We start from the raw sequence: 24,318 nt of genomic DNA, 5'->3' as shown, positions 1-24,318 counted from the left end.
AGCCTAACTTTACTTCCCTGACCTGGCCGGACGGGCTCCGGGAGGCGAGAACCACCCGAGCGGGTGACGCGGAGCCCGCCTCCCCAACGAGTGAACCGCCCACCGGTTACGGCCCGCGCGCTACTCTCGCCCCCATGCCGCCCTCACCCTCCCCCGCCCCCGGCGCCCCCGACCCGGCCGGGCGCGACGCCGAGCACTCCGCCGAACTGGCCCGCACCCGCGCGTTCTTCGCCTCCCGCGCGGCCGGCTGGGACGCCAAGTTCCCCGACGACGGGCCGCGGTACGACGCCGCCGTCGCCACCCTCGGCCTGCGCCCGGGCGGTCGCGTCCTGGACGCCGGCTGCGGCACCGGCCGCGCCCTCCCCCCGCTGCGGGCGGCGGTCGGCCCCGACGGCCTGGTGCTCGGCGTCGACGTCACCCCCGAGATGCTGCGCGAGGCCGGCGCCCACCACCCCGGCACCGCGGCCCTGCTGCTCGCCGACTGCGCCCGCCTCCCGCTCCCGGACGCCGCCCTCGACGCCGTCTTCGCCGCCGGGCTGATCTCCCACCTCGACGATCCGGACCGCGCCCTGCGCGAACTCGCCCGCGTCACCCGCCCCGGCGCCGTGCTGGCCCTCTTCCACCCCGTCGGCCGGGCCGCCCTGGCCGCCCGCCACGGCCGCGCGCTCACCCCCGACGACCTCCGCGCCGAACCCAACCTCCGCCCCCTCCTGACCACCACCGGCTGGCACCTGGACAGGTACACCGACACCGACGACCAGTACCTCGCCCGAGCGGTCAGGACCGCCGGCTAGGTGCCGCCGGGGGCCGGCCCCCGGCGGGCGAGGGCGACGGGCGGATCATGCTCGTCCCGGTGTGACGCCCTTCCGCTCGCCGCCGCCCGTCCAGCGGTAGCAGAGCTCCGGGCGGCCGACGTTGCCGTACTGCGGTTCGCGGGCCGCCAGGCCGGTGTCGACGAGGTGTTCCAGGTAGCGGCGGGCGGTGATCCGGGAGACGCCGGCGGCGGTTCCGGCGGCCGCCGCGGAGATCCCGGTGCGGGCCTCCCGCAGCACGGTGGCGACGGTGTCCAGTGTGGGGGCGCTCAACCCCTTGGGGAGGGCGGTGCGTTCCGGGGTGCGCAGCAGGGCGAGCGCCTGGTCCACCTCGTCCTGGCCGGTGGCCTCGCCGGTGCGGCCCAGGGTGTCGCGGTAGCGGGCGTAGCGCTCCAGCCGGTCGTGCAGCGCGGCCGCGCCGAACGGCTTCAGCAGGTACTGGACCACGCCCGCCGAGACGGCCTGGCGGACCATCGCGAGGTCGCGGGCCGAGGTGACGGCGATGACGTCGGTGGTGTGGCCGGCCGCGCGCAGCGTGCCGCAGAGCTGGAGGCCGTGGCCGTCCGGCAGGTAGAGGTCGAGCAGGGTGAGGTCGACGGGCCGGCCGGCCGCCCGGGCGCGGTCCAGGAAGCGCAGCGCGTCGGCGCAGCTGTGCACCGTCCCGGCGGCGCGGAAGCCGGGCTCGCGCCCGACGTACAGGGTGTGGGCGGCGGCGGCCACCGGGTCGTCCTCGACCACCAGGACGGAGATCTCGGGCCGGACCGACGGGCTGTTCATGACGCCGCCGTCTCGGGCTGCCGGGGCCGGCGGGCGAGCGGCAGCCGGACGGTGAGCACCGCGCCGCGGTCCCGGCCGACCTCGACCGTGCCGCCGTTGCGCCGGGCGGTCTGGGCGACCAGGGCGAGCCCGAGGCCGTGCCCGTGGCCGTCCTGCTTGGTGCTCCAGCCGCGCCGGAACACGTCGTCCACCGCGCCCGGGTCGATCCCGGCGCCGGTGTCGGCGACCCGCAGCAGCAGGTGGTCGCCGTCGACCCGGGCGGTGACGGTGACCTCGGGCTGGTCCGGGCGCCCGGCGGCGCCGGCGATCGCGGCGTCCACCGCGTTGTCGAGCAGGTTGCCGAGGACGGTGATCAGGTCGCGGGCGGCGAGCCCGGGCGGCAGCACTCCGTCGTCGATCCGGCTGTCCTCGGTGAGCGTCAACTCCACGCCCCGCTCGGCGGCCTGGGCCGCCTTGCCGAGCAGCAGGGCGGCCAGGACCGGCTCGCCGACGGCCGCGACGACGCGGTCGGTCAGCTGCTGGGCGAGTTCGAGTTCGGCGGTGGCGAACTCCACCGCCTGTTCGTGGCGGCCGAGTTCGATCAGTGAGACGACGGCGTGCAGCCGGTTGGCGGCCTCGTGCGCCTGCGCGCCCAGCGCCTCGGTGAAGCTCTTCACGGAGTCCAGCTCGCCGGTGAGCGACTGCAGTTCGGTGTGGTCGCGGAGGGTGACGACCCGGCCGAGGCCGGTGCCGATGGTGGAGGTGTTGAGCACCAGCACCCGCTCGGCGGTGAGGTGGACCTCGTCCCGGACCGGCTCCTGCCCGAGCACGGCGGCCACCAGGGCCGCCGGCAGCCCCAGCCCGTCGATCGGCCGCCGCTCCACCTCCCCAGCCAGCGACAGGAGTTCGCGGGCCGCGTCGTTGCAGAGCACCACCCGGTGCTTGCGGTCGAGCAGCACCAGCCCCTCCCGCACCGAGTGCAGGGTCGCCTGGTGGTACTCGTAGAGGTGGCTGAGCTCGGCCGGCCCCATGCCGTGGGTGTGCCGCCGCAACCGGGAGTTGGCGAGGTAGGTGCCGAGCCCGCCGAGGGCGAGCGCGGCCACCGCGACGCCGACCAGCGCGAGCAGCGGCCCGCGCAGCTGCGCGGAGATGGACTGCACCGTGATGCCGGCGCTGACCAGCGCGACCACCCGGTGGTCCGCGTCCAGGACCGGGGTGACCACCCGCACGGACGGCCCGAGCGTGCCGGTGTACGTCTCGCTGCGGGTCTCCCCGGCGAGCGCCCAGTCGATGTGCCCGAGGAAGGTCTTGCCGATCTGCTCGGGCAGCGGGTGCGTCCAGCGCATCCCGGCGGTGTCCATCACGGTGATGAAGGAGACCCCGGTGTCCACCCGCACCTGCTCGGCGTAGGGCTGCAGGACGGCGGTCGGGTCCGGCCCGGCGACGGCCGCCCGCACCGACGGGGCGTCGGCCACCGAGCGGGCGACGGCGGTGACCTGGCGGCGGGCGGCGTCCTCCGTGCGGTCGGCGGTGAACAGGTAGGCCAGCACGGCGCCACCGGCCACCACGGCGGCGACGATCACCACCTGGACGACGAAGAGCTGTCCGGCCAGGCTGCGCACCGGCCGGCGCGGCGAGGGGAGGGTGCGCGCGGACATGCCTGACAGTGTGCACCACCGCCGGAACCCGGCCCGGCCCCCGCGGGCCCCGCCCGGTCCGCCGCGGGCCCGGGCGGGGTGTGAACTCTATGAACGCAAACGTGACCTCCGTCACGGCGCGGCCCATAGTCGGAGCGGCCCACCACCCGGGGCCGCCAGGACTGCAGGCGAAGGAGCCGCGGATGTCGATCACTGGAGCAGCACAGGCGGGAGGCAGACGCCGGGACCGCACCCACTACCTCTACCTCGCGGTGATCGTGGCGGTGGTCGCGGGCGTGGTGGTCGGCTTGGCCGCACCGTCGTTCGCGGTGGAACTGAAGCCGATCGGCACCGGCTTCGTCAATCTGATCAAGATGATGATCAGCCCGGTGATCTTCTGCACCATCGTGCTGGGCATCGGCTCGGTGACCAAGGCGGCGAAGGTCGGCAAGGTCGGCGGACTGGCCCTCGGCTACTTCCTCGCCATGTCGACCGTGGCCCTGGCCATCGGCCTGCTGGTCGGCAACCTGCTGGAGCCCGGCGGCGGGCTGCACCTGACCGCCGCGCTGGCCAAGTCCGGTCACGCCCAGGCAGCCGCCGGGGGCGCCCAGTCCACCGCCGACTTCCTGCTCGGGATGATCCCGACCACCATGTTCTCGGCCCTCACCGAGGGCAAGGTGCTGCAGACCCTGCTGGTCGCCCTGCTGGCCGGCTTCGCCCTCCAGGCGATGGGCACCGCCGGGGCGCCGGTGCTGCGCGGGATCGAGCACGTGCAGCGGCTGGTGTTCCGGGTCATGTCGATGATCATGTGGGTGGCGCCGGTCGGCGCCTTCGGGGCGATGGCGGCGGTGGTCGGCGCGACCGGCACGGCCGCCTTGAAGAGCCTCGCCGTGATCATGATCGGCTTCTACCTCACCTGCGGGCTCTTCGTCGTCGTGGTGCTCGGCACGCTGCTGCGGCTGGTCGCCGGGGTGAACGTGTTCACCCTGCTGCGCTACCTCGGCCGCGAGTTCCTGCTGATCCTCTCCACCTCGTCCTCGGAGAGCGCGCTGCCCCGCCTGATCGCCAAGATGGAGCACCTGGGCGTCAGCCGCCCGGTCGTCGGCATCACCGTGCCGACCGGCTACAGCTTCAACCTGGACGGCACCGCGATCTACCTCACGATGGCCTCGATCTTCATCTCCGAGGCGATGGACAAGCCGATGTCGATCGGCGAGCAGCTGTCGCTGCTGGTCTTCATGGTGATCGCCAGCAAGGGCGCGGCCGGGGTCACCGGCGCCGGGCTGGCCACCCTCGCGGGCGGACTGCAGTCGCACAAGCCGGCGCTGGTGGACGGGGTCGGCCTGATCGTCGGCATCGACCGCTTCATGTCCGAGGCCCGGGCACTGACCAACTTCGCGGGCAACGCCGTGGCCACCGTGCTGATCGGGCACTGGACGGGCGAGTTCGACCGCGAGCGGGCCCGGCAGGTGCTGGCGGGCGCGATCCCGTTCGACGAGCGGACGCTGGTGGACACCCACGGCGCGCCCGACGCGCCCGGCACCCCCGAGGTGCGGCCGGACCCGGTCCCCGCGCAGAGCGCCGCCCCGGCGGCCTGAGCCACCGCCACCGAGCCCCCCGGCCCGGCGCCCCGCCCAACCCCCCGAGCGGCGCCGGGCCGGGGATCCGCCCGTCCGCACCCGGTCGCCGCCCGGCGACCGGGTGAACGCCGCCCGGCGAGGTCAGAAATCGTCGGATCCGCTGACCGCCCAGCTCAGACCGCTCGCCGGATCCTCCACCGCGATGTGCAGATGGCGCAGCCCGTCCTCCGGTTCGCACCAGGTGAAGCAGCGCATCCGGGCCACCAGGGCGTTCACCTCGGCGCGGTTCGGCCCGCCCGCGCCGGCCATCGCGCCGAGCGCCCGCCACAGCGCCAGCCGGCCCTGTGCCGAGCCGTGCGCCCGGTCCACCACACCGGCCAGCAGCAGCACCGGGTAGGCCAGCGCGAACGGCAGGTACCCCCCGGTGACCCGCCGCCCCGGCGCCACCAGGGCGGCGGCCTGCGGGGCCGGCCCGCGGGCGCAGACCACCTCCACCCAGTCCGCCAGCGCGGCCAGCCCCCGGGTGGCCCGCTGACCGCGCAGCCGGGTACCGGGCTCGGGCAGCAGGACGGGGCCGAGCCCCTCCCGGGTGGCGGGCAGCGTCAGCAGGGCGCTGCGCGAACCGCCGGCCGGCAGGTAGTCCCGGACCCGCACGCCCTCGCCCCAGCCGGCCGTCTCCCAGGGCTCCAGTTGCAGCGGGACGCCCTCCGGATCGGGCTCGGCCCCGTACGAGAGGTCCTCGCCGATCAGCACCCGGGTGTGCGCGACCAGCCGGCGCACCGGGGCCGGACCGAGCAGCGGGGCCAGCCGCAGCCAGGAGTGCCGGGTCGCCAGTACCTCCCAGAGCGGACCGGCGTCGTGGTCCGCCGTTCCGGCGGCGCTGCCCGGGCCGCCATCGCGGTCGAACAGGCGGACGGCCAGCTCGGGCGGCGCGGCGTAGGCGATCAGGTGGCCGAGCGACGCGGTCTCCGCCGCCGCCCGCTGCTCGCCGTCGCGCGCCGCCGCGAGGGCCCGGGCGCGCCGGTAGTGGCCGAGCAGCTCGGACCAGCGGCCGTCCTCGGCCAGGGTGCGGAGCCGGTGTTCCTCGTACGCGATCACGATGGGCAGCGTACGGGCCGGGGCCCCGCATCAGCTGACTTGTCGTCAGTTCGGTGCGTCGGCGGCCCCTCCCCGCCGCCACCGCGGGGCGCACGGCCGCACCTCGGGGCCGGAGCGACCCCGGGCCGGGTCGCAGCGGCGGGCACGGTCGCAGTCGCAGTCGCAGTCGCGATCGCGATCGCGATCGCCCGCGCGTTCGACCGGGTTGCGGCCGGGGAGCCCGCCGGCACGCTGCCCCTCGCGCCCCCGACCCCCCTCGTCACCGCGTCCGTGCTCGCGTTCGCCTTCGAGGACCACCCGGAGCCGGGCCAGCGCCCGGCGCCGGGTGACCGCCAACGTGGAGCGGTGCAGGCCGAGCAGCGCGGCGGCCTCGTCGACGCTGTACCCGTCGAGGTCGACCAGCTGCACCACCCGGGCCTGCTTGGCGGTCAGCCGGCCCAGCAGCCGGAGCACCTCCCAGCGCGCCAGCAGTTCTCCCAGCCCGCCGCCGAGCGGATCGGCGCAGGCCTGCTCGTCGGCCGCCCACTCGGGCGGCGGCACCCGGCGGCGTTCGCGTCGCCACTGGTCCCGGACGAGGTTCGCCATCGTGGTGAACGCGTAGGCGTAGGGCTGCGGATGGCCGAGGAACCGGTCGGGGCCGCGGGCGATCCGCAGATACGCGTCGTGGACGACGTCGTCGGCGGCGGCCCGGCTGCCGGTGAGCCCGACGGCCGCGCGGTGGAGCCGGGGCAGCAGATCCGTGAACACCCGGTTGAACTCGGCCGTGTCGGAGGCGGGTCCGGGATCCGGCTCCCGCCCGCCCCGGCACCCACCACTGGACTCCATGCCGCCCCCTCGGACATCGGCACCCCGGAGGCACGGTTGACGGCCCGGCCGACAACCAGCCTGTGACACAGGTCACATCATAGATTGTCGTCTCACGCTCCGCAGTCATTCGTGTGCAATGCGTCATCGTCCGGGCGGAGCCGGGGACTTCCGGCTCCCGACGCCCGGCCGGGGCAGGCACCACGAGCGAGGAGAGAGCACCCATGTCAGGTTGTATCGCCAGGAACATCGCCAAGTTCGGGATGGTGGCCGCGGCCGCCCTCGGCGCGGTCGGCGCCACCACCCTGCCGACAGCCGCCGCGCCGGCCGCCGGCGACCAGTCCATCTCCGCCGGTCCGGGCGCGTCCGCCGAGGCCGTCACCGCCTCCTACCGCTGCACCATCACCGCCGACTACGGCTGGCGCTGGGAGGGCAACTGCCGGGTCTACTCGGGCGAGCTGCGCACCATCACCTACTGCGCCAACGGCACTTCCACCACCGGGCTCTGGATCGGCGCCCGGACGCAGCCGTGGGCGGTCTGGGGCAACTGCCCGGGCTCCAGCTGGACCAGGATCGTGTTCCAGACCCGCGGCTGACCCGTTCCGCGCACCGGCGCGGGGGCGCCACCCGTCCGCGGGTGGCGCCCCCGAACCGTTCCGGACGGCCCGTCGCGCCCGGCGGGCCGGCGGCCGGGACGGCGTCAGGCCGCGCGGTCGTGCCGCCCCGGCCCGGGGCGCGCGGGCGCCGCCGGGAACTCCTCGATGGTCAGCTCGCCCGCCTCCCGGTGGGCGGCGCGGTCCGGGGCCGGCGGCGAGAGCGCGGCGAAAGCGGCGGCGAGGAAGAGGAAGGACCCGGTCCCGACGGCGAGCGGAAGGACGAACTCCATCGGGCCGGTCCCGTCGAGCCCGGCCCGGGCGGACACGGCGGCCGTCCGCGCGCAGTGCAGACAGCTGACGGCGAGCCCCATCACCAGGGAGGCGGCCGTCTCGGCCGCCGCGCTGCGGAGGGTGACGACGGCCCAGAGCGAGCCGGTGGCCGCCCCGACCGCGACCAGCACCGAGAGCGCCACCGTGCCCGGGTCGAAGCGCAGGCCGCCGCGGGTCCGCAGGGCCGCCAGGTCGAGGTAGTGCACCGCGGCGATCCCGAGGCCGGTGATCACGCCGCCGGCCAGGAGCGCGGGGCCGCGGCGGCGCCCGCACCCGACGGCGCACACCCCCGGACCGGTGACCAGGACGGCCACCGGCAGGCCGAGCACCGCCGCCGGAACGCCGTGGCACGCTTCGGCGCCGTCGGGGGTGAAGCCGGACATCGCCACGACGTCCATCGTCCAGATGCCGGAGCCGATCGCCGCCGCCGCGGTGAGCAGCCGGTTCCGCCGGGCGGCGCCGGTCGCCGCGAGACCGCGCAGGGTGCGGCGCAGGCCGAGCGCCGCGACGGCGCAGGCCACCACGCACGACAGCGCGGGCGTCACCCAGCCGGAGCCGAGGTGGCTCGTCGTGCCCATGGGACCTCCGGTCGAGCGGTCGGGGCCCGGGGCGGTCCCCGCCGCGCCCCGGGCTCCCTGGACCGGGCGGACTCCGCACGGCCGGCGGGCGGGTGACCGGTCCGGAGGGGCCGATCAGCCGTCATATGCCGTCCGCACGTGCGCTTCCGGTCCGGGGTGCGTGGGACGCTATCGGGACCTCGAAAGAAGTCACCCGAAGATATGGAAAGCTGCCCGCACCCTGGGGAGGCTGTGCTCGAATGAGCCGGTCCTGTGCCGCCCCGACCGGCGGTCGGCCGACGAGCCCTCCTACTCGTACTCGGTGCCGCCCTTGCGGGTCAGATAGGCGTCGCCGACCACCTTGGCGATCGCCCGGCCGCCCACCACCGGGCTGTACCGCTCGGCCACCGGACGGACCACCACGCCCTCGCGCACGTGCAGTTCGCGCCCGGAGACCGTCTCGCGCCCCTGGGCCAGCGCCAGCACGGTGTCCGGGTCGAACGGGCCGCGCCACAGCTCGGGCACCACCGGCAGCTCACCGCCGAGCAGTTCGGCCGCCGACAGCCAGCGCAGCTGCCCGTCCACCACCGCCGAGACGTCGAACGCCGCGTAGCCGGGCAGCTCGGTGCGGCCGGACTCGCCGTACGTGAGGTCCTGCACACCGGCGCCGAACACCTCGCCGAAGATGCCCACCCGCTCGGCGCCGAGCCGCTCCGCCAGCCGGGCGGCCACCGCCGGTATGCCGTGCGCCCGGACGGCCCGCCAGTAGAGGTTCCGCCCGTCCTCGGCCAGCGCCAGCCCCTGGGCGCCGATGCCCTTCGAGGCCACCTGCACCTCTCCCCCGGCGGCGTGGTAGGTGACGAGGCAGCAACTGCCGTGCAGCTTCTCGGTCAGCACGACCGGCTCGCCGGGCTCGAAGATCCCGGGGAAGCGCTTGAGGTTCTCGATGTCCACCCACGGCAGCAGGTCCGGCGCGCGGACCACCTCGCCGTTCATCGCCGTGGGGATCGGCGGCCGCCACTTCACCACGCCCAGCCGTTCGGCGAAGTCCTCGCCGCGCTCGGCGGCGGCCGCCAGATCGGTGCCGGCCAGCGCACCGGGCCGGCAGACGATGCCCTGCGACAGTTCGCCGCGCAGCCGGACGGCCTTCACCCGGTCGGCGCCGCTCCCGGCCAGCCGCCCGGTCAGGCCCAGCTCCTCGATCAGCGGCGCGGGCAGCACGGCCTGCTCGGGGATGTAGACGGCGTAGTCGCCGGTCCGGTACGCGCCCTTGGCCACCACCGCCCGGTAGAGCCCGACCTGTGCCAGCTCCAGGGCGTCGGCGTTCGGGTGCGCCAGGACGGTCAGCCGTTCGGCGGTGACACGCAGTGTGGACACGGGTGGGCTCCTCCCCTTGGCCCGGCCGGTCGGCCGGCGGTGCGTACGGGCGCGGGTGCGTACGGGCGGACCGCTGCCCGGCCGGGCGCGCTCACGCCCGGTGAGCACTCTCGCCCCTCGCACTGCTCGCGCGCGACGGGTTTTCCCGGCCGGCGCGGGGATCCCCCGCTAGACGCCCGCCCGCCGCGGAGGTGCCGGGCGGCGGGCTCGGCAGGGGCGCGCAGCGGCGTCGGCCCCCTCGCCGAGGGGCCGGCCGACCGCCCGGTTTGAGCCTTCCCACAGCCCGGGCACGAAGCCCGGCGGCACCTGCCTGTGCAATGAGACAGGCACTTTCGGCTCGCATTTGCGGCACTATGATCGGCGTAATGGCCGCACCTGCGGCAGCATCCTCGCGCCCCTTCCGGCGCGCCCAGGAGGGGAATACCGATGAGCATCCGTGCCGTGCGCTCCCGCAGACTCGCCGTCGCCGCCGCAGCGGCCCTCGCCCTCAGCCTCGGGGTCACCGCCTGCGGCAGCGACGGCGGCGACAAGGCCTCCGGGGGCTCGTCCACCGCGGCCCCGGCCGCCGGGGCGTCCGCCCCGGCGTCGACCGGCGCCGCCAAGGTGTCCGGCCCGATCACCGTCTTCGCCGCCGCCTCGCTGAAGGAGACCTTCACCGACCTCGGCAAGACGTTCGAGGCGGCCAACCCGGGCGCCAAGGTCACCTTCAACTTCGGCGGCAGCTCCAGCCTCGCCACCAGCATCAACTCCGGTGCCCCGGCGGACGTGTTCGCCGCCGCCAGCCCCGCGACCATGAAGACGGTCACCGACGCGGGCGGCGCCACCGGTGAGCCGAAGACCTTCGTCAGGAACACGCTCACCATCGCCGTGCCGAAGGGCAACCCCAAGCACGTCGCCGGGTTGAACGACCTCACCGCGCCCGGGGTCAAGGTCGCCCTCTGCGCGAAGGAGGTGCCCTGCGGCGCCGCCGCCCTGACCGCGCTCAAGGCCGCCGGCGTCAACCTGACCCCGGTCACCCTGGAGCAGGACGTCAAGGGCGCGCTCACCAAGGTCGAGCTGGGCGAGGTCGACGCCTCGCTGGTCTACCGGACCGATGTGAAGGCCGATGCTGCGAAGATCGACGGCGTGGACTTCCCCGAGGCCGCCAAGGCCGTGAACGACTACCCGATCGCCGCCCTCGCCAAGGCGCCGAACAAGGACGGCGCCGCCGCCTTCGTCGCCTACATCCAGTCGCCCGAGGCCCAGCAGGTGCTCACCGCGGCGGGCTTCCAGGCACCATGAGCCGCCGCACCACCGCCGGCTCCGGCGTCCGCGCCGCCTCCGGTGCCGAGCCCCCGCGAGCGGGCACGGCGCACCGGCGGCGGCGCGGGCGGCGCGTCCCGGTCGCGCTGCTGCTCCCGGCCCTGCTCGGGCTGGCGTTCCTGACCCTGCCGCTGGTCGGCCTGCTGGTCCGGGCCCCCTGGAGCGCGCTGCCGGAACAGCTCACCAGTACCGAGGTGTGGGACGCGCTGCGGCTCTCGCTGTTCTGCGCGACGGCGGCCACCGGGGTGTCGCTGGTCCTCGGGGTGCCGCTGGCCTGGGTGCTGGCGCGGACCGAACTGCCCGGCCGCCGGCTGGTCCGGGCGCTGGTCACGCTGCCGCTGGTGCTGCCGCCGGTGGTCGGCGGGGTGGCGCTGCTGCTGGTGCTCGGGCGGCGCGGCATCGTCGGCTCCTGGCTGGACTCCGCCTTCGGGATCACCCTGCCGTTCACCACCACCGGTGTGGTGATCGCCGAGGCGTTCGTCGCGATGCCCTTCCTGGTGATCAGCGTCGAGGGCGCGCTGCGGGCCGCCGACCCGCGCTACGAGGAGGCGGCCGCCACCCTGGGCGCCTCCCGGCTGACCGCCTTCCGCCGGGTCACCCTGCCGCTGATCGCTCCCGGGATCGGGGCCGGCGCGGTGCTGGCCTGGGCCCGGGCGCTCGGCGAGTTCGGCGCGACGATCACCTTCGCCGGCAACTTCCCGGGCCGGACGCAGACCATGCCGCTCGCCGTCTACCTGGCCATGGAGTCGGATCCGGAGGCGGCGATCGCGCTCTCGCTCGTCCTGCTGGTGGTCTCCATCGCCGTCCTGGCGGGCCTGCGCGACCGCTGGCTGTCCACCCCGTGACCGGCGCCCCGGCCGGCGGCCGCGCCGCGCCCTCCGCCCGCGCCCTGCCCACCCGCGCCCTGCCCGCCACCGCCGTGGGCGCCCCGCCGCCCCGCACCTCCCCCGGGACACTGCCACGATGACCGCCGCGAAGCACGCCCTCGACGCCCGGCTGCGGGTGGACCGCGCCGCCTTCAGCCTCGACCTCGCGCTCACCGCCGCCCCCGGCGAGGTGGTCGCCCTGCTCGGGCCGAACGGCGCCGGCAAGTCCACCGCGCTGCGGGCCCTCGCCGGGCTGCTCCCGCTCACCGCGGGCCATCTGCGGCTGGACGGCCGGGTGCTGGAGGACCCGGCCGAGCGGCTGCACACCCCCGCCGAGGAACGGCCGGTCGGCGTGGTGTTCCAGGACTACCTGCTCTTCCCGCACCTCAGCGCACTCGACAACGTGGCGTTCGGCCCGCGCTGCCAAGGCCGGCCCAAGCGCGCGGCCCGGGCCGAGGCGGCCGGCTGGCTGGAGCGGCTGGGCCTGGCCGAGCACGCGGGCACCCGCCCCGGCCGGCTCTCCGGCGGCCAGGCCCAGCGGGTCGCGCTCGCCCGGGCACTGGCCGTCCGGCCCCGGCTGCTGCTGCTCGACGAGCCGCTGGCCGCCCTGGACGCCCGCACCCGGCTCGACGTCCGCTCGCAACTGCGGCGCCACCTGGCCGAGTTCGAGGCGGTGGCGGTGCTGGTGACGCACGATCCGCTGGACGCCATGGTGCTGGCCGACCGGCTGGTGGTGATCGAGGACGGCAGCGAGGTGCAGTCCGGGAGCCCCGCCGAGATCGCCCGGCGGCCGCGCACCGACTACATCGCCCGCCTGGTCGGTCTCAACCTGTACCAGGGCCTCGCGGACGGCCGCCGGGTCACGCTGGCCGACGGCACCGAGCTGGCCACCTCCGAGGAGCTGACCGGCCCGGCCTTCGTGGCCTTCCCGCCGGCCGCCGTGACGCTGCACCGGGAGCGGCCGCACGGCAGTGCGCGCAACGTCTGGAAGCTGGAGATCGCGGGGCTGGACCTGCACGGCGACCAGGTCCGCGCCGACCTGGCCGGCGCCCTCCCGATGGCGGCCGACCTCACCCCAGCCGCCGCGGCCGAACTCGACCTGGCGACCGGCACGTCCGTCTGGGCCTCGGTCAAGGCCGTCCAGACCCACGCCTACCCGGCCTGAGCGGGCCGCCGCCCGGAGCCGCCGGCCGGCGCCCGGCTACTCCGAGGGCTCCACGAACCCGGACTCGTACGCGGCGATCACCGCCTGGGTGCGGTCCCGCGCCCCGAGCTTCGCCAGCACGCTGCTGACGTGCGTCTTCACCGTCTGCACGCCGAGGAAGAGCTGCTCGGCGATCTCACCGTTGGTCAACCCCCGGGCCACCAGGCGCAGCACCTCGGCCTCGCGCTCGGTCAGCGCGGCGCGGGCCATCGTGTCCCGGGCCGCCCGGTTGCCCTGGCCGGCGGCCAGACGGCGGATCGCGGTCGGGAAGAGCAGCGACTCACCCGCCGCGACCAGCCGGACGGCGTGGGCGATCTCCGCCGGGCGGGAGCGCTTCAGCAGGAAGCCGTCGGCCCCGGCGCGCAGGGCCTGGTAGACGTAGTCGTCGTTCTCGAAGGTGGTGACGACCAGGATCTTCGGCGGCTGCCCGCCGGAGCCGTCCGGCCCGCCGGGCGGCACGGCCCCGACGAGCGCGCGGGTCGCCGCGAGACCGTCCAGCCGGGGCATCCGGACGTCCATCAGCACCACGTGCGGGCGCAGTTCGCGCGCCATCGCGACCGCCTCGGCGCCGTCGGCGGCCTCGCCGACCACCCGCAGGTCGCCCTGCGCCTCCAGGACGGCCCGCAGCCCGGCCCGGACCAGCTCCTCGTCATCGGCCAGCAGAATGTCGATCATCACGCGCCCAAGCGTAGGGGCAGCCGCACGGCCAGCACCCACTGCCCGGCCTCCGGCCCCGCCGCGGCCCCGCCGCCGAGCAGGGTGGCCCGTTCGCGGATGCCGCGAAGTCCCTTGCCGCCCCGGCGTGGTGACGCGCGGACGGCGGACGACGCCAGCGCGTTGGTGCAGCGCAGCTCCAACTGCCCCTCCCGCACCGTGATCCGGACAGTGATCGGCTCACCCGGCGCGTACTTGAGGGCGTTGGTGACACCCTCCTGGACGATCCGGTAACCCTCCCGGGAGAGCACCCCGGGCAGTTTCGCCGCCGGTACGCCGATCCACGCCTCGACCGGGCTGCCGGCCGCGCGCGCGGTGTCGAAGAGGGCGGGCAGCTGCCCGATGCCGGGCCGCTCGGTGGCCGGGCCGTCGGCGCCGTCCGCGCCCTCGAAGGCCCCGCCCGTACCGGCGGTGTCGCGGGTCTCGCGGAGCAGGACGAGCGTGCGTTCCAGGTCCTCCATCGCCTGCCGGCCGGTCTCCTCGATGACTTCGAGCGCCTTGGCGACGAACGCCGGGTCGCCCACCTCCCGCGCCGCGCCCGCCTGGATGACCGTCACCGTCAGCGCGTGGCCGATGGAGTCGTGCAGCTCCCGGGCCAGCCGGTTGCGCTCCAGCAGGCGTTCGGCCCGCAGCTCGGCGGCGGCCAGCCGCTCGGCCGGGGACGGCCCCAGCAACCGCACCGCCATGGCGAGTTGGAGACGGCCCGCCCAGACCACCAGCCAGCCGAGGGCGAACATCAGCACCGGTGCCAGCAGCGGGTACCAGGTGAACCCCTCGCGCGCCGGGAGCCGGAGGCCGAAGAGGTCCGGCTCCGGCCGGACGAGCAGCCCGACGGCGGCGGCCGGCACCAGGACGGACGGGAAGCCGACGGCCGTCCCGAGGGCCACCCGCCCGATCAGCCAGACCGCTGTACGGCGCCGGTCGGCGAAGCCGCGGGCCGGCTCGGCCGCGATGTCCTGCTCCCGCGCGGGCATCAGCAGCAACCGGGCCTGGACACCCTCCGCCCGGCGCATCGCGGGTACCAGGGCGGCCGCCACGAGCAGCGCGACGTCCAGCGGGACGGCCAGTGCGAGCAGCCCGCCGAGGCTGCGCCCCTCCGTCCCCGGGAAGACCAGCAGGACGACGCCGGCGAAGATCAGACCGATCAGCAGATGGAGCCACCGCGCGTAGGTGGCGGCGCTCAGCAGCGGCGCGAGGATCCTGGGCATCCGGCCATCCTGCCAGGCCAGGCGCACGGACGGCCTCCCTCCCGGGAGGGAGGCCGGTCCCCTCCCCGGCGGGATCCGCCGCAGCCTCCGCTCCGGTCGAATAGGGCCATCGACAGAGAGGGAGGGCAGCCGTGATCCAGGTTCAGGGCCTCACCAAGGAGTACGACGGCACACGCGTGGTCGGCGACCTCGAGTTCGAGGTCCGGCCCGGTGTGGTGACGGGCTTCCTCGGGCCGAACGGCGCGGGCAAGACCACCACCATGCGACTGGTCCTCGGCCTGGACCGGCCGACCGCCGGCCGCGCGCTGGTCGGCGGCCGCCCCTACGCCGAACTGGCCGACCCGCTGCGGCAGGTCGGCGCGCTGCTGGACGCCCACGCCCTGCACGGCGGCCGCACCGCCCGCGGCCACCTGCGCTGGCTGGCCGCCGCGGGCGGCCTGCCGGAGCGCCGGGTGGCCGAGGTGCTCGGCCAGGTCGGTCTCGCCGACGCGGCCGGCCGCCGGATCCGCGGCTTCTCGCTCGGCATGCGCCAGCGCCTCGGCGTGGCCGCCGCGCTCCTCGGCGATCCGCCGGTGCTGATGCTCGACGAGCCGGTCAACGGCCTCGACCCGGAGGGCATCCGGTGGATCCGCACCCTGCTGCGCGAACTCGCCGCCGAGGGACGGTCGGTGCTGGTCTCCTCGCACCTGATGACCGAGATGGCGCTCACCGCCGACCACCTGGTGGTGATCGGCCGGGGCCGGCTGCTGGCGGACGCCGCCACCTCCGACTTCCTCGACCGCCACGGCCGCACCCGGGTCCGGGTCCGCGCGGTGGACCCGGTGAAGCTGGCCGCCCTGCTGGCCGGCTCCGACCTGGCCGCCGAGGCGGTGGACGGCGGCGCCTGGGAGGTCACCGGCGCCGAGCCGGAGCGGATCGCCGCACTGGCGGCGGCCAACGGCGTGGTGCTGTACGAGATCGCCGTCCAACAGGACTCGCTGGAGGAGGCCTTCATGCGGATGACCGCCGACAGCGTCGAGTACCGGGCGGTGGCGGCATGAGCGCCACCGGCACGGCCGTCCGCACCGGCTCCCCCGTCCGCACCGGCTCCCCCGTCCGTACCGGCACGGCGCCGGCCCCGGGGTCCGCCCCGACGGGCTTCGGGCAGGTCCTGCGGTCCGAGTGGATCAAGCTCGTCACCCTGCGCTCGCTCTGGCTGACGCCGCTCCTGGCGGTCCTGCTGACGGCCGGGCTCGGCACCGCCACCGCCGCGGCGCTCGGCGGCGAGGACGCCAGCCTGATCGACGACCCCGGCATCGGGATCCACTACGGCCTCAACTTCGGCCAGGCCGCCCTGACCTGCTTCGGCGTCCTGCTGGTCGGGCAGGAGTTCAACACCCGCATGATCGGCGTCTCGCTCACCGCCGTCCCCCGGCGCGGACGGTTCTACGCCGGGAAGCTCACCCTGGGCGCGCTGGTGGCCCTCGTCGTCGGCCTGCTCGGGACGGCCGGCTCCTTCGCGGGCTACGCCGCCTACGCCACCGGTGCCTGGGACGGCCCCGCCCTGCTCCGCAGCGCCACCGTCGGGGTGCTGTACCCGGTGCTGCTGGTGGTGACCTGCGTCGGCCTGACCGCCGTGCTGCGCAACCTCACCGCCGCGATGGGCCTGCTGGTGCCGACGGTCTTCCTGCTCTCCCCGCTGCTGGCCGGCGTGCCGGGGGTCCGCCGCGTGGTGCAGTTCCTGCCCGACCGGGCCGGCCAGTACGCGCTGCACTACGCCGACGATCCGCAGGTCGTCTACGGGCACTGGACCGGTCTGCTGATCATGGCCCTCTGGGCGGCCGCGGCCGCGTACGGCGGCCTGCGCGCCCTGCGCCGGGCCGACGCCTGACCGCCACTCCCCACGACCGGACCTGCTGGAAAGGACACCCCCGCGATGACCACCTCCGCCGTGCTCCGCTCGGAACGGCTCAAGTTCACCACCCTCCGCTCGCAGTGGAGTACTCCGCTCGTCGCCCTCGCGCTGACCGTTGGCATCACCGCCGCCGTCAACGCCGCGTACGGGCAGGTGGACCACACCCCCGGCGAGGACCCGTCCATCGGGATCTACTACGGCCTGCAGTTCGGCCATGTCGCGGTGGCCTGCGTGGGCGTCCTGCTGATCGGGCAGGAGTTCAACACCCGCATGATCGCCGCCTCGCTCACCGCCGTCCCCCGGCGCGGGCGGCTCTACGGCGCGAAGCTGGCCCTCGGCGCCCGGCTCGGGCTGCTGCTGGGGCTGGTCTCCACGGCCGGCTCGTTCCTGGCCACCGCCGCGACCGTGGGGGTGGACCTCACCGTCCCCGGTACCGGGCGCAGCTTCCTCGCCGGGGTGCTCTACCACCCGCTGCTGATCGTGCTCTGCCTCGGGCTGACCGCCGTCCTGCGCAACCTCAGCGCCGCGCTCGGCCTGCTCACGCCGATGCTCTTCCTCGGCACCACCGTGCTGACGGCGATCCCCGGGGTGCGCGAGGCGGCGCAGTTCCTGCCCGACCGGGCCGGCTTCCACGCGATGCGCACCCAGGCGGACCCGACGGTGCACTACGGCCACTGGACCGGTCTGCTGATCATGGCCCTCTGGGCGGCCGCGGCGGCCTGCGCGGGTCTGCGCTCGGTGCGCCGGTACGCGGTCCGCGCCGAGTGACCGGCGGCGGTCGCCCGGCCCGCCCACCGGCCCCGGTCAGCCGCGCCGCAGCGCCGGGTGCTCCGCGACCACCGTGCAGCTCCCCGGGGCGATCTCGGTGAACCCCGCGTCCTGGACCAGCGGCAGACCGCTCGCCACCAGCTCCGCCCAGGCCTGCGGGGTGGCCGTCCGGACCGCCAGCGCGAAGCCGGACTCCGCCCACTCCTTGCGCTGCGCGTCGTCCAGCCGCCACCAGGCGAGCTGGGCGGCGTGGCCGGTCTGGGCCATCGTCTTGCCGGCGCTCATCTCCAGCTCCGGGTTGAGCCAGAGCACCGGCAGGCCCGCCCCGGACTCGGCGACCGGACCGCTCTCCTCCAGATCGGTGCCGGAGACCTGGAGCTTGGCGAGCTCCTTGGGCCAGCCGTCGAGCGGGACCGGCGGGAACACCCGCACCTCCGCCTCCCGGCCGGCCACCGTGATGCCCGGCAGCTCGCCCGCCCGGCGCCACTCGCCGCCCCGGGCGCGCCGGACGACCTTGCGGATCCGGGCGTCCTCCCAGGCCTCGACCCGCTCGGCCCACTCGCCGTCCGGCGCGGTGACCCGGGGGTCGGAGAGCAGGGTGAGCACGGCCCGCGCCGAGGTCTCCAGCGCGTCGGTCCGCCCGGGCGGGGTGGCCCGCTCCAGCCGGACGACCAGCGGCAGCACGTACTGCGGCCGGGCGTCGCGGTCCTCGGGAGCAGGGGCGGGGACGGGGGCGTCGAACGGAGAAGTCACCCGTCCAGCATGCCAGCCCGCACGCGGCGGTGATCACGCCAGGTCGGCCGGGACGCACCGCCGGGCCCGGGGCTCGTACCGGGGGCCGGCGGCCCGGTCAGCGCAGGCGCTGCCGCAACTCCTCGACGGCGGTCCGGATACCCGCGCTGTACGCGTCCTGCGGCAGCGCGTCGAGGCTCCGCACGGCGCGCTCCAGCTGCTCGCGCGCCGGCTCGGGCTCGCCGAGCTTGAGGTGGTCGGAGGCCAGGTTGAGGTGCAGGGCCGGGTAGAACGCCCGGACCTGGAGGGCGGCCGCGTAGGTCTGCGCGCGCTCGGCGGTCAGCGAGTCGGCGGCGGCCAGGGCCCGGCGGTCCCACTCCAGCTCGGCGCGCGGATCGTCCTGCAGATCGGCCAGGTAGTGGGCGAGCACGCAGCGGTGGAAGACGTCGCCGCGTTCGCCGAGCTCGTGCCAGAGCTGCTCGAAGCTCTCCCGGGCCTGCGCCCGCCGCCCGCGCTGGGCGGCCTCGACGCCCTCCAGGCCCAGCGTGAGCCGCTCCAGCACGCGGTCGTCGGCACCGGCGGCGTCGTGGGCACCGGCATCGGCGGCTCCGTCGGCGGCTCCGAAGGCGCGGGCACCGGAGACGGCGGTACCCAGCGCGGCGGCCGCACCCGCGTCGGCGAGGCCCGCGCCGGCGGCGGGCCCGTCAGGAATGTCGGACAAATCGGACATGCCCGCAGCCTAACCGTCCGCCGCGCCCCCCGCCCCACCCGGCCGGGCCGCCCCGACCCGCGCCGTCATCGCCGGTAGCCGCGCTGCGGATCCCGCTCCTCGGCGTCCTCGTACACCAGGAACCAGCCCTCCGGGTGGGTCGCCGCGAGCAGCAGTTCGGTGCGCTGCTCGGTGCTCAGCTCCGGATCGCCGTCGTCCGGCCCGAAGACCCCGAAGAGCTCGTCGTGGCAGCCGTCCCAGTCGTAGTCGTAGAGGTCGGCCGGCAGGTCGCCCATCATGTCGGCGACCGACTCCGGCTGCGCGCCGAGCAGCGTGCGGGCGTCCACCAGGGCCATCCGCAGCGCGATCTCCTCGGCCAGGTTCCGCGGCAGCGGCCACTCACCGAGCGCGAGGTCGTCGGCGAGGTCGTCGAAGGCGCGGGCCATCGCCCGGCGCCAGTTCCGGTGCTGGCGCCAGGTGCGCTGCGGCAGCCGGGCGAAGACCGTCCAGTCCGTCTCGTCGCCGTCGCCGACCGGCTCGTCCTCGTGCTCCTCCAGGTCGTCGTACGCGGCGTCGGCCAGGCCCAGCAGCTGGGCGTGGAGGAGGCAGGCCGTGCGCGGGGTCAGCGTCCAGTCGCCGGCCCCGCCGCCGCCGTCCTCGTCCTCGCCGCCGTCCAGCGGGAACAACTCGGCGAAATCCGGCGCGAAGTCCTCGGTCACGCTGATCTCCAGCGTGCCGCCGATCGCCTCGACACCGGCGATCGCGGCCACCAGCCGGTCCGGGTGCAGCAACGCGCCGAGCGCCGCGTTGGCGTCCTCGGACACCTCGCGCAGCAGTTCACGGCGCTGACCCGCCGGGTCGACGCCCGCGAAGTCCAACTCCTCGACGGCCGCGATCGCGGCTGCCCGCAACGCCGGCCAGTCGGTGATCCGCAGGCCCAGCACCACCGTCGCCTCGATCTCCTGCGCGCCCGAGTCCTCCGCCGCGCCCGGCCCCTGTGGATGATCGCTTCGCTCGCCCATGGGGCTACGGTACGGCCTTTCCGCCGACCGATCACCGGTCAGTCCGGCATCTCGGCGCCTTCTCCGCCGGTTCCCGGCCATGCCTCTGCCCACCGGCGGTACGCAGCCCGCAGGATGGCCCCATGGCTAACATCGACGAATTCGGCGGCGGGCAGCGCCCGGACGCCCAGGTCCTGGTCGTGACCACCAACGACATCCCCGGCTTCCGGGTCGACCACGTCATCGGCGAGGTCTTCGGCCTGACGGTCCGCAGCCGGCACATCGGCAGCCAGATCGGCGCCTCCCTGAAGTCACTGGTCGGCGGCGAGCTGCGGGGTCTGACGAAGACCCTGGTGGAGAGCCGCAACGAGGCGATGGAGCGCCTGGTCGAGCAGACCAAGGCACGCGGCGGCAACGCGGTCCTGATGTTCCGGTTCGACGTGACGGAGGCGCTGGACGCGGGGACCGAGGTCTGCGCCTACGGCACCGCCGTGGTGATCTCCCCGCTCACCTGAGCCGGCCGCCCGAGCCCCTGGCCGCACCCACCGCCGGTTCCCGGCGCGAGGGTCCTCCCCCGCGCCGGGAACACTCCCCGCCCGCGGGATGTTTCACCGGCGTGACTGTTTACGGTGCAACCAACCTGGGGGCGGTCGAGCCCGGGGCCGCCCCGCTCGCCGCCGACGCCGCCCCGGGAGCCGGCCGGACGACCCGACGGGTGGACGTCCTGGTGGTCGGGGCCGGGCAGGCCGGTCTGTCCGCCGCCTACCACCTGCGCCGCCGCGGCTTCGCCCCCTACCGGGAGGACGCCGACGGCGGCTTCGTCGTCCTCGACGCCGGCTCCGCCCCCGGCGGCGCCTGGGCGCACCGCGCGCCCTCGCTCCGGATGGCCACCGTGCACGGATTCCACGACCTGCCCGACTTCGAACTGCCCGAGCCCGACCCGGACGCACCCGCGCGCGAGGTGGTCCCGGGGTACTTCACGGCGTACGAGGCGAAGCACGCGCTCCCGGTGGTGCGCCCCGTCCACGTCCGGGCGGTGCGCTCCGAGTCCGACCGGCCGGACGCCCGCCTGCTGGTCGGGACGGACGCCGGTACCTGGTCCACCCGGGCGCTGATCAACGCCACCGGCACCTGGACCCGCCCCTTCGTGCCGCACTACCCCGGCCACTTCGCCGGGCGGCAGCTGCACTACGCCGAGTACCGGGGGCCGGCGGAGTTCGCCGGAAAGCGCGTCCTGGTGGTCGGCGGCGGCGCCTCGGCGGTCCAGGTGCTGTCCGAGGTCGCGGCCGTCGGCGAGACGGTCTGGGTCACCCGCACCCCGCCCGTCTTCCACGAGGGCCCGTTCACCCCCGAGTACGGCCGCGCGGTGGTCGCCAAGGTCGAGGAGCGGGTCCGCCAGGGGCTGCCGGTGCGCAGCGTGGTGAGCGTGACCGGGCTCGGCCCCTCCGTCGCCTACCGCCGGGCCGAGGAGCTCGGCGCCCTGCACCGCCGGCCGATGTTCGACCGCCTCACCGAACACGGCGTCGCCTGGGGCGAGCGGGAGCTGGCGGTCGACGCGATCGTCTGGGCCACCGGGTTCCGCCCCGAGGTCGGCCACCTCGCCCCGCTCGGCCTGCGCTCCCCCGGCGGCGGGATCGCCCTCACCGGCACCCGGGCCACCGTCGACCCGCGCGTCCACCTGGTCGGCTACGGCCCGTCCGCCAGCACCGTCGGCGCCAACCGGGCGGGCCGGGCCGCCGTCCACGACATCGTCGCGCTGCTCGGACCGCCGGCCGGGGCGGCCGCGGTGCCCGCTCAGCGGTCGTAGTCGACCGTCACCCGGTCGGTGAGCGGGCGGGCCTGGCAGGTCAGCACGTAGCCGGCGGCCAGCTCCTTCTCCTCCAGCGCGAAGTTGCGGCGCATCTCCACCTCGCCCTCGGTGACCAGGGCGCGGCACGTACCGCAGACCCCGCCCTTGCAGGCGAACGGCAGGTCGGGGCGGGAGCGCTGGGCGCCGTCCAGGACGGACCGGTCGCGCGGCAGCGTGAGCGTGCTGCCGCGCCCGTCGAGGACGACGGTGACCTCGCTGTGCGCGACGCCGTCCGCCGGACCGGCCGGCTCGGTCCGCTCGGCGGCCGGCTCGTCCTCGGCGTGGAACAGCTCCTGGTGCACCCGCGCGGTCGGCACGCCCAGCCCGGCCAGCAGCTCCTTGGCGCCGGTGACCATCCCGAACGGCCCGCAGAGCCACCAGTGACCGACCGCCGGCACGTCCACCAGCGCGCTCAGCAGCGCCTCGACCCGCTCCGGGTCCAGCCGCCCGCTGAGCAGCTCGGCGTCCCTGGTCTCCCGGGAGAGCACGTGCACCAGCTGGAACCGGCCGAGGTAGCGGTCCTTCAGGTCGGCCAGCTCGTCGGCGAACATCACGGTGTCGCTGCGCCGGTTGCCGTAGAGCAGCGTGACGGTCGAGGTGCGGTCGGCGGCCAGGACGGAGGCGGCGATGGAGAGCATCGGGGTGATGCCCGAGCCGGCCGCCAGCAGCACGTGGTCGGCGGGCTCGCCGAGCGTGGGGGTGAAGAGCCCGGACGGGGTCAGCACCTCGACCTCCTCGCCCGCCCGCGCCTCCCGCACCAGCCGGCGGGAGAACAGCCCGCCGGGCACCTCGCGGACGGCGATCCGCAGCGGGCCGCCGACGGGGGCGCAGATCGAGTACGAGCGGCGCTCGTCGGTGCCGTCCACCACCTGGCGCAGCGTCAGCGTCTGTCCGGGGCGGAACGCGAACTCCTCGGCGAGCGCCTCCGGCACCTCGAAGGTCACCGCGACGGCGTCGTCGCAGAGCCGCTCCACCTCGGCGATCCGCAGGTGGTGGAAGGCCGGACGCCGGGCGGCCGGGGCGGGGCTGGCGGCCTGCTCGGCACTGGTGGCCGGGGCGGGGCCGGTGGCCTGCTCGGCACTGGTGGCCGGGGCGGGGCCGGTGGCCGGGGCGGGGCTGGCGGCCATTCAGATCTCCTTGACGCGTTCGAAGGGCTCGCGGCAGTCCCGGCAGCGCCACAGCGCCTTGCAGGCGGTCGAGCCGAAGCGGGACAGCTCCTCGGTGTCGGTGCCGCCGCAGAGCGGGCAGGCCACCACACGGCGGGTCGGGCCGAGGGCCAGCAGGCCGGGGGACGACCGGTGCGCCGACGCCCGGTCGGGCGGCGCGATGCCCGCCTCGGCGAGCTTGCGGCGGCCCTCCTCGGTGATCAGGTCCGTCGACCACGGCGGGTCCAGCCGCAGCCGCACCCGGACGTCCGGGTACCCCGCCGCGTGCAGGCGGCGGTCCACATCGGCCGCCATCTCCGCGACGGCCGGGCACCCGGAGTAGGTCGGGGTCAGCCAGGCGGTCACCGTCGCACCGCCCTCCTCCACCTCGGCCAGCACCCCGAGGTCGGCCAGGGTGAGCATGGGCAGCTCCGGATCCGGGACGCTCGCCGCGACCTCCCAGGCCCGGCCGCGCGTGGTGGTCACCATGTCGCCCCCGGGTGCGCGCGGGCCACCACCTGGAACTCGGCCAGCAGCGGACCGAGCGCCTCGGTGTGCACGCCGTCCCGCCCGGCCCGGCCGCCGACCGTGGCCAGCCCCGCCACCTCGGGCACGGTCAGCCCGGCCTCGGCGAGGACGGCGGCCAGCGAGCGCAGCAGCGGCTCGCGCAGGCCGGCCGGGTCCACGCCGACCCGCAGCTCCACCGGATGCGCCGTGAACAGCTCCTCCACCAGCGGCCAGACCGCGTCCAGACCGGCCTGCATCCGCAGCGCCGAGTACGGCGTCCCGTCGCCGAGCCGCAGCGTCCAGGCGGTGGCGTACTCGCGGTGGTAGGCCAGCTCCTTGACGCCCCGGGCGGCGACCGCCGCCAGCACGGGGTCGCGGTGCGTAGCCAGCGCCTCGTACAGCGCGCCGCGCGCGGTCGCGAAGACCAGCAGCCGGGCGACCGAGAACGCGAAGTCCCCGTTCTCCGCCTCGACCAGCCGGACGTTGCGGAAGTCGTGCTCCTCGCGCCAGTACGCCAGGTCGTCCTCGGTGCGGCCGGAGCCGTCCGCCTGGCCGGCCCGGGTGAGCAGCTGGCGGGCCTGGCCGAGCAGGTCGAGGCCCAGGTTGGCGAGCGCGACCTCCTCCTCCAGCTCCGGCGCCCGGGTGCACCACTCGGTGAGCCGCTGGGCGAGGACGAGGGCGTCGTCGCCCAGCATCAGGCAGTACGCGGCGAGGTCGGCGCCGTCCAGGCCGGGCGGCACGGCGGTGTCCACCCCGAGCAGCGGGTCGGCGAAGCCCGTCCCGTACGCCCAGCGGCCTTCGCCCTCGGGCTCGTCGGACGCCTCGGAGAGGCTCAGGTAGACGTGGTCGTCTGTCATGGTCGTGCTGCTCCC

General features: G+C 75.9%; 25 protein-coding genes. 11 read left to right on the top strand and 14 right to left on the bottom strand.

All coding sequences use genetic code 11. From position 1 onward, the window contains the following. Positions 1 to 134 precede the first annotated feature (134 nt). Entirely contained in the window at positions 135 to 794 is a 660-nt protein-coding gene (locus tag OG618_RS29040; protein ID WP_329490518.1) for a class I SAM-dependent methyltransferase, read from the top strand. Positions 795 to 839: 45 nt separating this feature from the next. On the opposite strand, the gene OG618_RS29035 is transcribed toward OG618_RS29040, so the two are convergent. After that, positions 840 to 1,589: a response regulator gene (locus tag OG618_RS29035; RefSeq protein WP_329490517.1), complete on the bottom strand. Its 750-nt coding sequence runs from the start codon at positions 1,587 to 1,589 to the stop codon at positions 840 to 842. Continuing rightward, entirely contained in the window at positions 1,586 to 3,226 is a 1,641-nt protein-coding gene (locus OG618_RS29030) for a sensor histidine kinase (RefSeq protein WP_329490516.1), read from the bottom strand. Before OG618_RS29030 ends, OG618_RS29035 begins: the two co-directional genes overlap by 4 nt. 182 nt (positions 3,227 to 3,408) lie before the next feature. On the opposite strand from OG618_RS29030, the gene OG618_RS29025 reads away from it, so the two are divergent. Next, entirely contained in the window at positions 3,409 to 4,803 is a 1,395-nt protein-coding gene (locus OG618_RS29025) for a cation:dicarboxylate symporter family transporter (RefSeq protein WP_329490515.1), read from the top strand. A 123-nt stretch (positions 4,804 to 4,926) separates the two neighbouring features. Here the strand turns inward: OG618_RS29025 and OG618_RS29020 are convergent, their stop codons facing one another. Next, positions 4,927 to 5,883, bottom strand: a complete 957-nt coding sequence (locus OG618_RS29020; RefSeq protein ID WP_329490514.1) for a hypothetical protein — start codon at positions 5,881 to 5,883, stop codon at positions 4,927 to 4,929. Between the two features lie 45 nt (positions 5,884 to 5,928). After that, positions 5,929 to 6,708 (bottom strand): RNA polymerase sigma factor, encoded by a 780-nt coding sequence (locus OG618_RS29015; RefSeq protein WP_329490513.1) that lies wholly within the window; start codon positions 6,706 to 6,708, stop codon positions 5,929 to 5,931. A 203-nt stretch (positions 6,709 to 6,911) separates the two neighbouring features. Here OG618_RS29015 and OG618_RS29010 point away from each other — a divergent pair, with 203 nt between their 5' ends. Further along, positions 6,912 to 7,283 (top strand): hypothetical protein, encoded by a 372-nt coding sequence (locus OG618_RS29010; RefSeq protein WP_329490512.1) that lies wholly within the window; start codon positions 6,912 to 6,914, stop codon positions 7,281 to 7,283. Between the two features lie 104 nt (positions 7,284 to 7,387). Here OG618_RS29010 and OG618_RS29005 read toward each other — a convergent pair whose 3' ends face one another. Both OG618_RS29005 and OG618_RS29000 read right to left on the bottom strand, forming a co-directional pair. Further along, positions 7,388 to 8,191: an MHYT domain-containing protein gene (locus OG618_RS29005; protein WP_329490511.1), complete on the bottom strand. Its 804-nt coding sequence runs from the start codon at positions 8,189 to 8,191 to the stop codon at positions 7,388 to 7,390. 288 nt (positions 8,192 to 8,479) lie between these two features. Further along, positions 8,480 to 9,547, bottom strand: a complete 1,068-nt coding sequence (locus tag OG618_RS29000) for an RNA ligase (ATP) (protein WP_329490510.1) — start codon at positions 9,545 to 9,547, stop codon at positions 8,480 to 8,482. 426 nt (positions 9,548 to 9,973) lie between these two features. Between OG618_RS29000 and modA the strand changes: the two genes are divergently transcribed. The 3 genes from modA (at position 9,974) to OG618_RS28985 (ending at position 12,880) form a co-directional block, all read left to right on the top strand. Next, entirely contained in the window at positions 9,974 to 10,828 is an 855-nt protein-coding gene (gene modA, locus OG618_RS28995; protein ID WP_329490509.1) for a molybdate ABC transporter substrate-binding protein, read from the top strand. Beyond that, entirely contained in the window at positions 10,825 to 11,694 is an 870-nt protein-coding gene (locus tag OG618_RS28990; protein ID WP_329490508.1) for an ABC transporter permease, read from the top strand. The genes modA and OG618_RS28990 overlap by 4 nt, the downstream gene beginning before the upstream one ends. A gap of 118 nt (positions 11,695 to 11,812) precedes the next feature. Then, on the top strand, positions 11,813 to 12,880 hold the full coding sequence (locus OG618_RS28985) for an ABC transporter ATP-binding protein (protein ID WP_329490507.1): 1,068 nt from the start codon (positions 11,813 to 11,815) through the stop codon (positions 12,878 to 12,880). Between the two features lie 36 nt (positions 12,881 to 12,916). Here OG618_RS28985 and OG618_RS28980 read toward each other — a convergent pair whose 3' ends face one another. After that, the gene (locus tag OG618_RS28980) at positions 12,917 to 13,597 is read right to left on the bottom strand and encodes a response regulator transcription factor (RefSeq protein WP_329490506.1); all 681 of its coding nucleotides are present in this window, start codon (positions 13,595 to 13,597) and stop codon (positions 12,917 to 12,919) included. Continuing rightward, positions 13,594 to 14,841, bottom strand: a complete 1,248-nt coding sequence (locus OG618_RS28975) for a sensor histidine kinase (RefSeq protein ID WP_329490505.1) — start codon at positions 14,839 to 14,841, stop codon at positions 13,594 to 13,596. The genes OG618_RS28980 and OG618_RS28975 overlap by 4 nt, the downstream gene beginning before the upstream one ends. A gap of 131 nt (positions 14,842 to 14,972) precedes the next feature. Here OG618_RS28975 and OG618_RS28970 point away from each other — a divergent pair, with 131 nt between their 5' ends. From OG618_RS28970 to OG618_RS28960, 3 genes are read left to right on the top strand one after another with little or no spacing between them, the layout of a single operon-like run. Then, positions 14,973 to 15,881 (top strand): ATP-binding cassette domain-containing protein, encoded by a 909-nt coding sequence (locus OG618_RS28970; protein WP_329490504.1) that lies wholly within the window; start codon positions 14,973 to 14,975, stop codon positions 15,879 to 15,881. Continuing rightward, positions 15,878 to 16,711 carry an ABC transporter permease gene (locus OG618_RS28965; protein WP_329490503.1) on the top strand — a complete coding sequence of 278 codons (834 nt, stop codon included), beginning with the start codon at positions 15,878 to 15,880 and terminating at the stop codon, positions 16,709 to 16,711. The genes OG618_RS28970 and OG618_RS28965 overlap by 4 nt, the downstream gene beginning before the upstream one ends. Positions 16,712 to 16,756: 45 nt before the next feature. Continuing rightward, a complete protein-coding gene (locus OG618_RS28960; RefSeq protein ID WP_329490502.1) occupies positions 16,757 to 17,503 on the top strand; it encodes a hypothetical protein in 747 nt (248 codons plus the stop codon). A gap of 36 nt (positions 17,504 to 17,539) precedes the next feature. Here OG618_RS28960 and OG618_RS28955 read toward each other — a convergent pair whose 3' ends face one another. From OG618_RS28955 to OG618_RS28945, 3 genes are all read right to left on the bottom strand, one after another. After that, complete coding sequence (locus OG618_RS28955) at positions 17,540 to 18,256, bottom strand: aminoacyl-tRNA hydrolase (protein WP_329490501.1); 717 nt, start codon at positions 18,254 to 18,256, stop codon at positions 17,540 to 17,542. Positions 18,257 to 18,353: 97 nt separating this feature from the next. Continuing rightward, on the bottom strand, positions 18,354 to 18,965 hold the full coding sequence (locus OG618_RS28950; protein ID WP_329490500.1) for a hypothetical protein: 612 nt from the start codon (positions 18,963 to 18,965) through the stop codon (positions 18,354 to 18,356). A 65-nt stretch (positions 18,966 to 19,030) separates the two neighbouring features. Then, complete coding sequence (locus OG618_RS28945; RefSeq protein ID WP_329490499.1) at positions 19,031 to 19,966, bottom strand: hypothetical protein; 936 nt, start codon at positions 19,964 to 19,966, stop codon at positions 19,031 to 19,033. A gap of 122 nt (positions 19,967 to 20,088) precedes the next feature. On the opposite strand from OG618_RS28945, the gene OG618_RS28940 reads away from it, so the two are divergent. Together OG618_RS28940 and OG618_RS28935 are read left to right on the top strand one after the other, a co-directional pair. Then, the gene (locus tag OG618_RS28940) at positions 20,089 to 20,460 is read left to right on the top strand and encodes a YbjQ family protein (protein WP_329490498.1); all 372 of its coding nucleotides are present in this window, start codon (positions 20,089 to 20,091) and stop codon (positions 20,458 to 20,460) included. Between the two features lie 200 nt (positions 20,461 to 20,660). After that, the gene (locus tag OG618_RS28935; RefSeq protein ID WP_329492326.1) at positions 20,661 to 21,752 is read left to right on the top strand and encodes an NAD(P)-binding domain-containing protein; all 1,092 of its coding nucleotides are present in this window, start codon (positions 20,661 to 20,663) and stop codon (positions 21,750 to 21,752) included. On the opposite strand, the gene paaE is transcribed toward OG618_RS28935, so the two are convergent. From paaE to paaC, 3 genes are read right to left on the bottom strand one after another with little or no spacing between them, the layout of a single operon-like run. Continuing rightward, a complete protein-coding gene (gene paaE, locus OG618_RS28930) occupies positions 21,740 to 22,921 on the bottom strand; it encodes a 1,2-phenylacetyl-CoA epoxidase subunit PaaE (protein ID WP_329490497.1) in 1,182 nt (393 codons plus the stop codon). The two genes, OG618_RS28935 and paaE, sit on opposite strands and share 13 nt — an antisense overlap. Next, a complete protein-coding gene (gene paaD / locus OG618_RS28925; protein WP_329490496.1) occupies positions 22,922 to 23,428 on the bottom strand; it encodes a 1,2-phenylacetyl-CoA epoxidase subunit PaaD in 507 nt (168 codons plus the stop codon). After that, complete coding sequence (gene paaC, locus OG618_RS28920) at positions 23,422 to 24,303, bottom strand: 1,2-phenylacetyl-CoA epoxidase subunit PaaC (RefSeq protein WP_329490495.1); 882 nt, start codon at positions 24,301 to 24,303, stop codon at positions 23,422 to 23,424. Before paaC ends, paaD begins: the two co-directional genes overlap by 7 nt. Positions 24,304 to 24,318: the final 15 nt, after the last annotated feature.

The sequence above is a fragment of the Kitasatospora sp. NBC_01246 genome, from assembly GCF_036226505.1.
Taxonomy (GTDB): Bacteria; Actinomycetota; Actinomycetes; order Streptomycetales; family Streptomycetaceae; genus Kitasatospora.
This window is presented reverse-complemented; position numbering and strand designations above follow the sequence as displayed.

What these genes read in the sequence shown, in the direction of transcription:
- OG618_RS28985 (WP_329490507.1), top strand. Translation starts at nt 11,813, where the DNA reads ATGACCGCCGCGAAGCACGCCCTCGACGCCCGGCTGCGGGTGGACCGC.
- OG618_RS29015 (WP_329490513.1), bottom strand. Translation starts at nt 6,708, where the DNA reads ATGGAGTCCAGTGGTGGGTGCCGGGGCGGGCGGGAGCCGGATCCCGGA.
- OG618_RS28965 (WP_329490503.1), top strand. Translation starts at nt 15,878, where the DNA reads ATGAGCGCCACCGGCACGGCCGTCCGCACCGGCTCCCCCGTCCGCACC.
- OG618_RS29010 (WP_329490512.1), top strand. Translation starts at nt 6,912, where the DNA reads ATGTCAGGTTGTATCGCCAGGAACATCGCCAAGTTCGGGATGGTGGCC.
- OG618_RS28940 (WP_329490498.1), top strand. Translation starts at nt 20,089, where the DNA reads ATGGCTAACATCGACGAATTCGGCGGCGGGCAGCGCCCGGACGCCCAG.
- OG618_RS28950 (WP_329490500.1), bottom strand. Translation starts at nt 18,965, where the DNA reads ATGTCCGATTTGTCCGACATTCCTGACGGGCCCGCCGCCGGCGCGGGC.
- paaC (WP_329490495.1), bottom strand. Translation starts at nt 24,303, where the DNA reads ATGACAGACGACCACGTCTACCTGAGCCTCTCCGAGGCGTCCGACGAG.
- paaE (WP_329490497.1), bottom strand. Translation starts at nt 22,921, where the DNA reads ATGGCCGCCAGCCCCGCCCCGGCCACCGGCCCCGCCCCGGCCACCAGT.
- OG618_RS28990 (WP_329490508.1), top strand. Translation starts at nt 10,825, where the DNA reads ATGAGCCGCCGCACCACCGCCGGCTCCGGCGTCCGCGCCGCCTCCGGT.
- OG618_RS28945 (WP_329490499.1), bottom strand. Translation starts at nt 19,966, where the DNA reads ATGGGCGAGCGAAGCGATCATCCACAGGGGCCGGGCGCGGCGGAGGAC.
- OG618_RS29025 (WP_329490515.1), top strand. Translation starts at nt 3,409, where the DNA reads ATGTCGATCACTGGAGCAGCACAGGCGGGAGGCAGACGCCGGGACCGC.
- OG618_RS28960 (WP_329490502.1), top strand. Translation starts at nt 16,757, where the DNA reads ATGACCACCTCCGCCGTGCTCCGCTCGGAACGGCTCAAGTTCACCACC.
- OG618_RS28975 (WP_329490505.1), bottom strand. Translation starts at nt 14,841, where the DNA reads ATGCCCAGGATCCTCGCGCCGCTGCTGAGCGCCGCCACCTACGCGCGG.
- OG618_RS29030 (WP_329490516.1), bottom strand. Translation starts at nt 3,226, where the DNA reads ATGTCCGCGCGCACCCTCCCCTCGCCGCGCCGGCCGGTGCGCAGCCTG.
- modA (WP_329490509.1), top strand. Translation starts at nt 9,974, where the DNA reads ATGAGCATCCGTGCCGTGCGCTCCCGCAGACTCGCCGTCGCCGCCGCA.
- OG618_RS29005 (WP_329490511.1), bottom strand. Translation starts at nt 8,191, where the DNA reads ATGGGCACGACGAGCCACCTCGGCTCCGGCTGGGTGACGCCCGCGCTG.
- paaD (WP_329490496.1), bottom strand. Translation starts at nt 23,428, where the DNA reads ATGGTGACCACCACGCGCGGCCGGGCCTGGGAGGTCGCGGCGAGCGTC.
- OG618_RS29035 (WP_329490517.1), bottom strand. Translation starts at nt 1,589, where the DNA reads ATGAACAGCCCGTCGGTCCGGCCCGAGATCTCCGTCCTGGTGGTCGAG.
- OG618_RS29040 (WP_329490518.1), top strand. Translation starts at nt 135, where the DNA reads ATGCCGCCCTCACCCTCCCCCGCCCCCGGCGCCCCCGACCCGGCCGGG.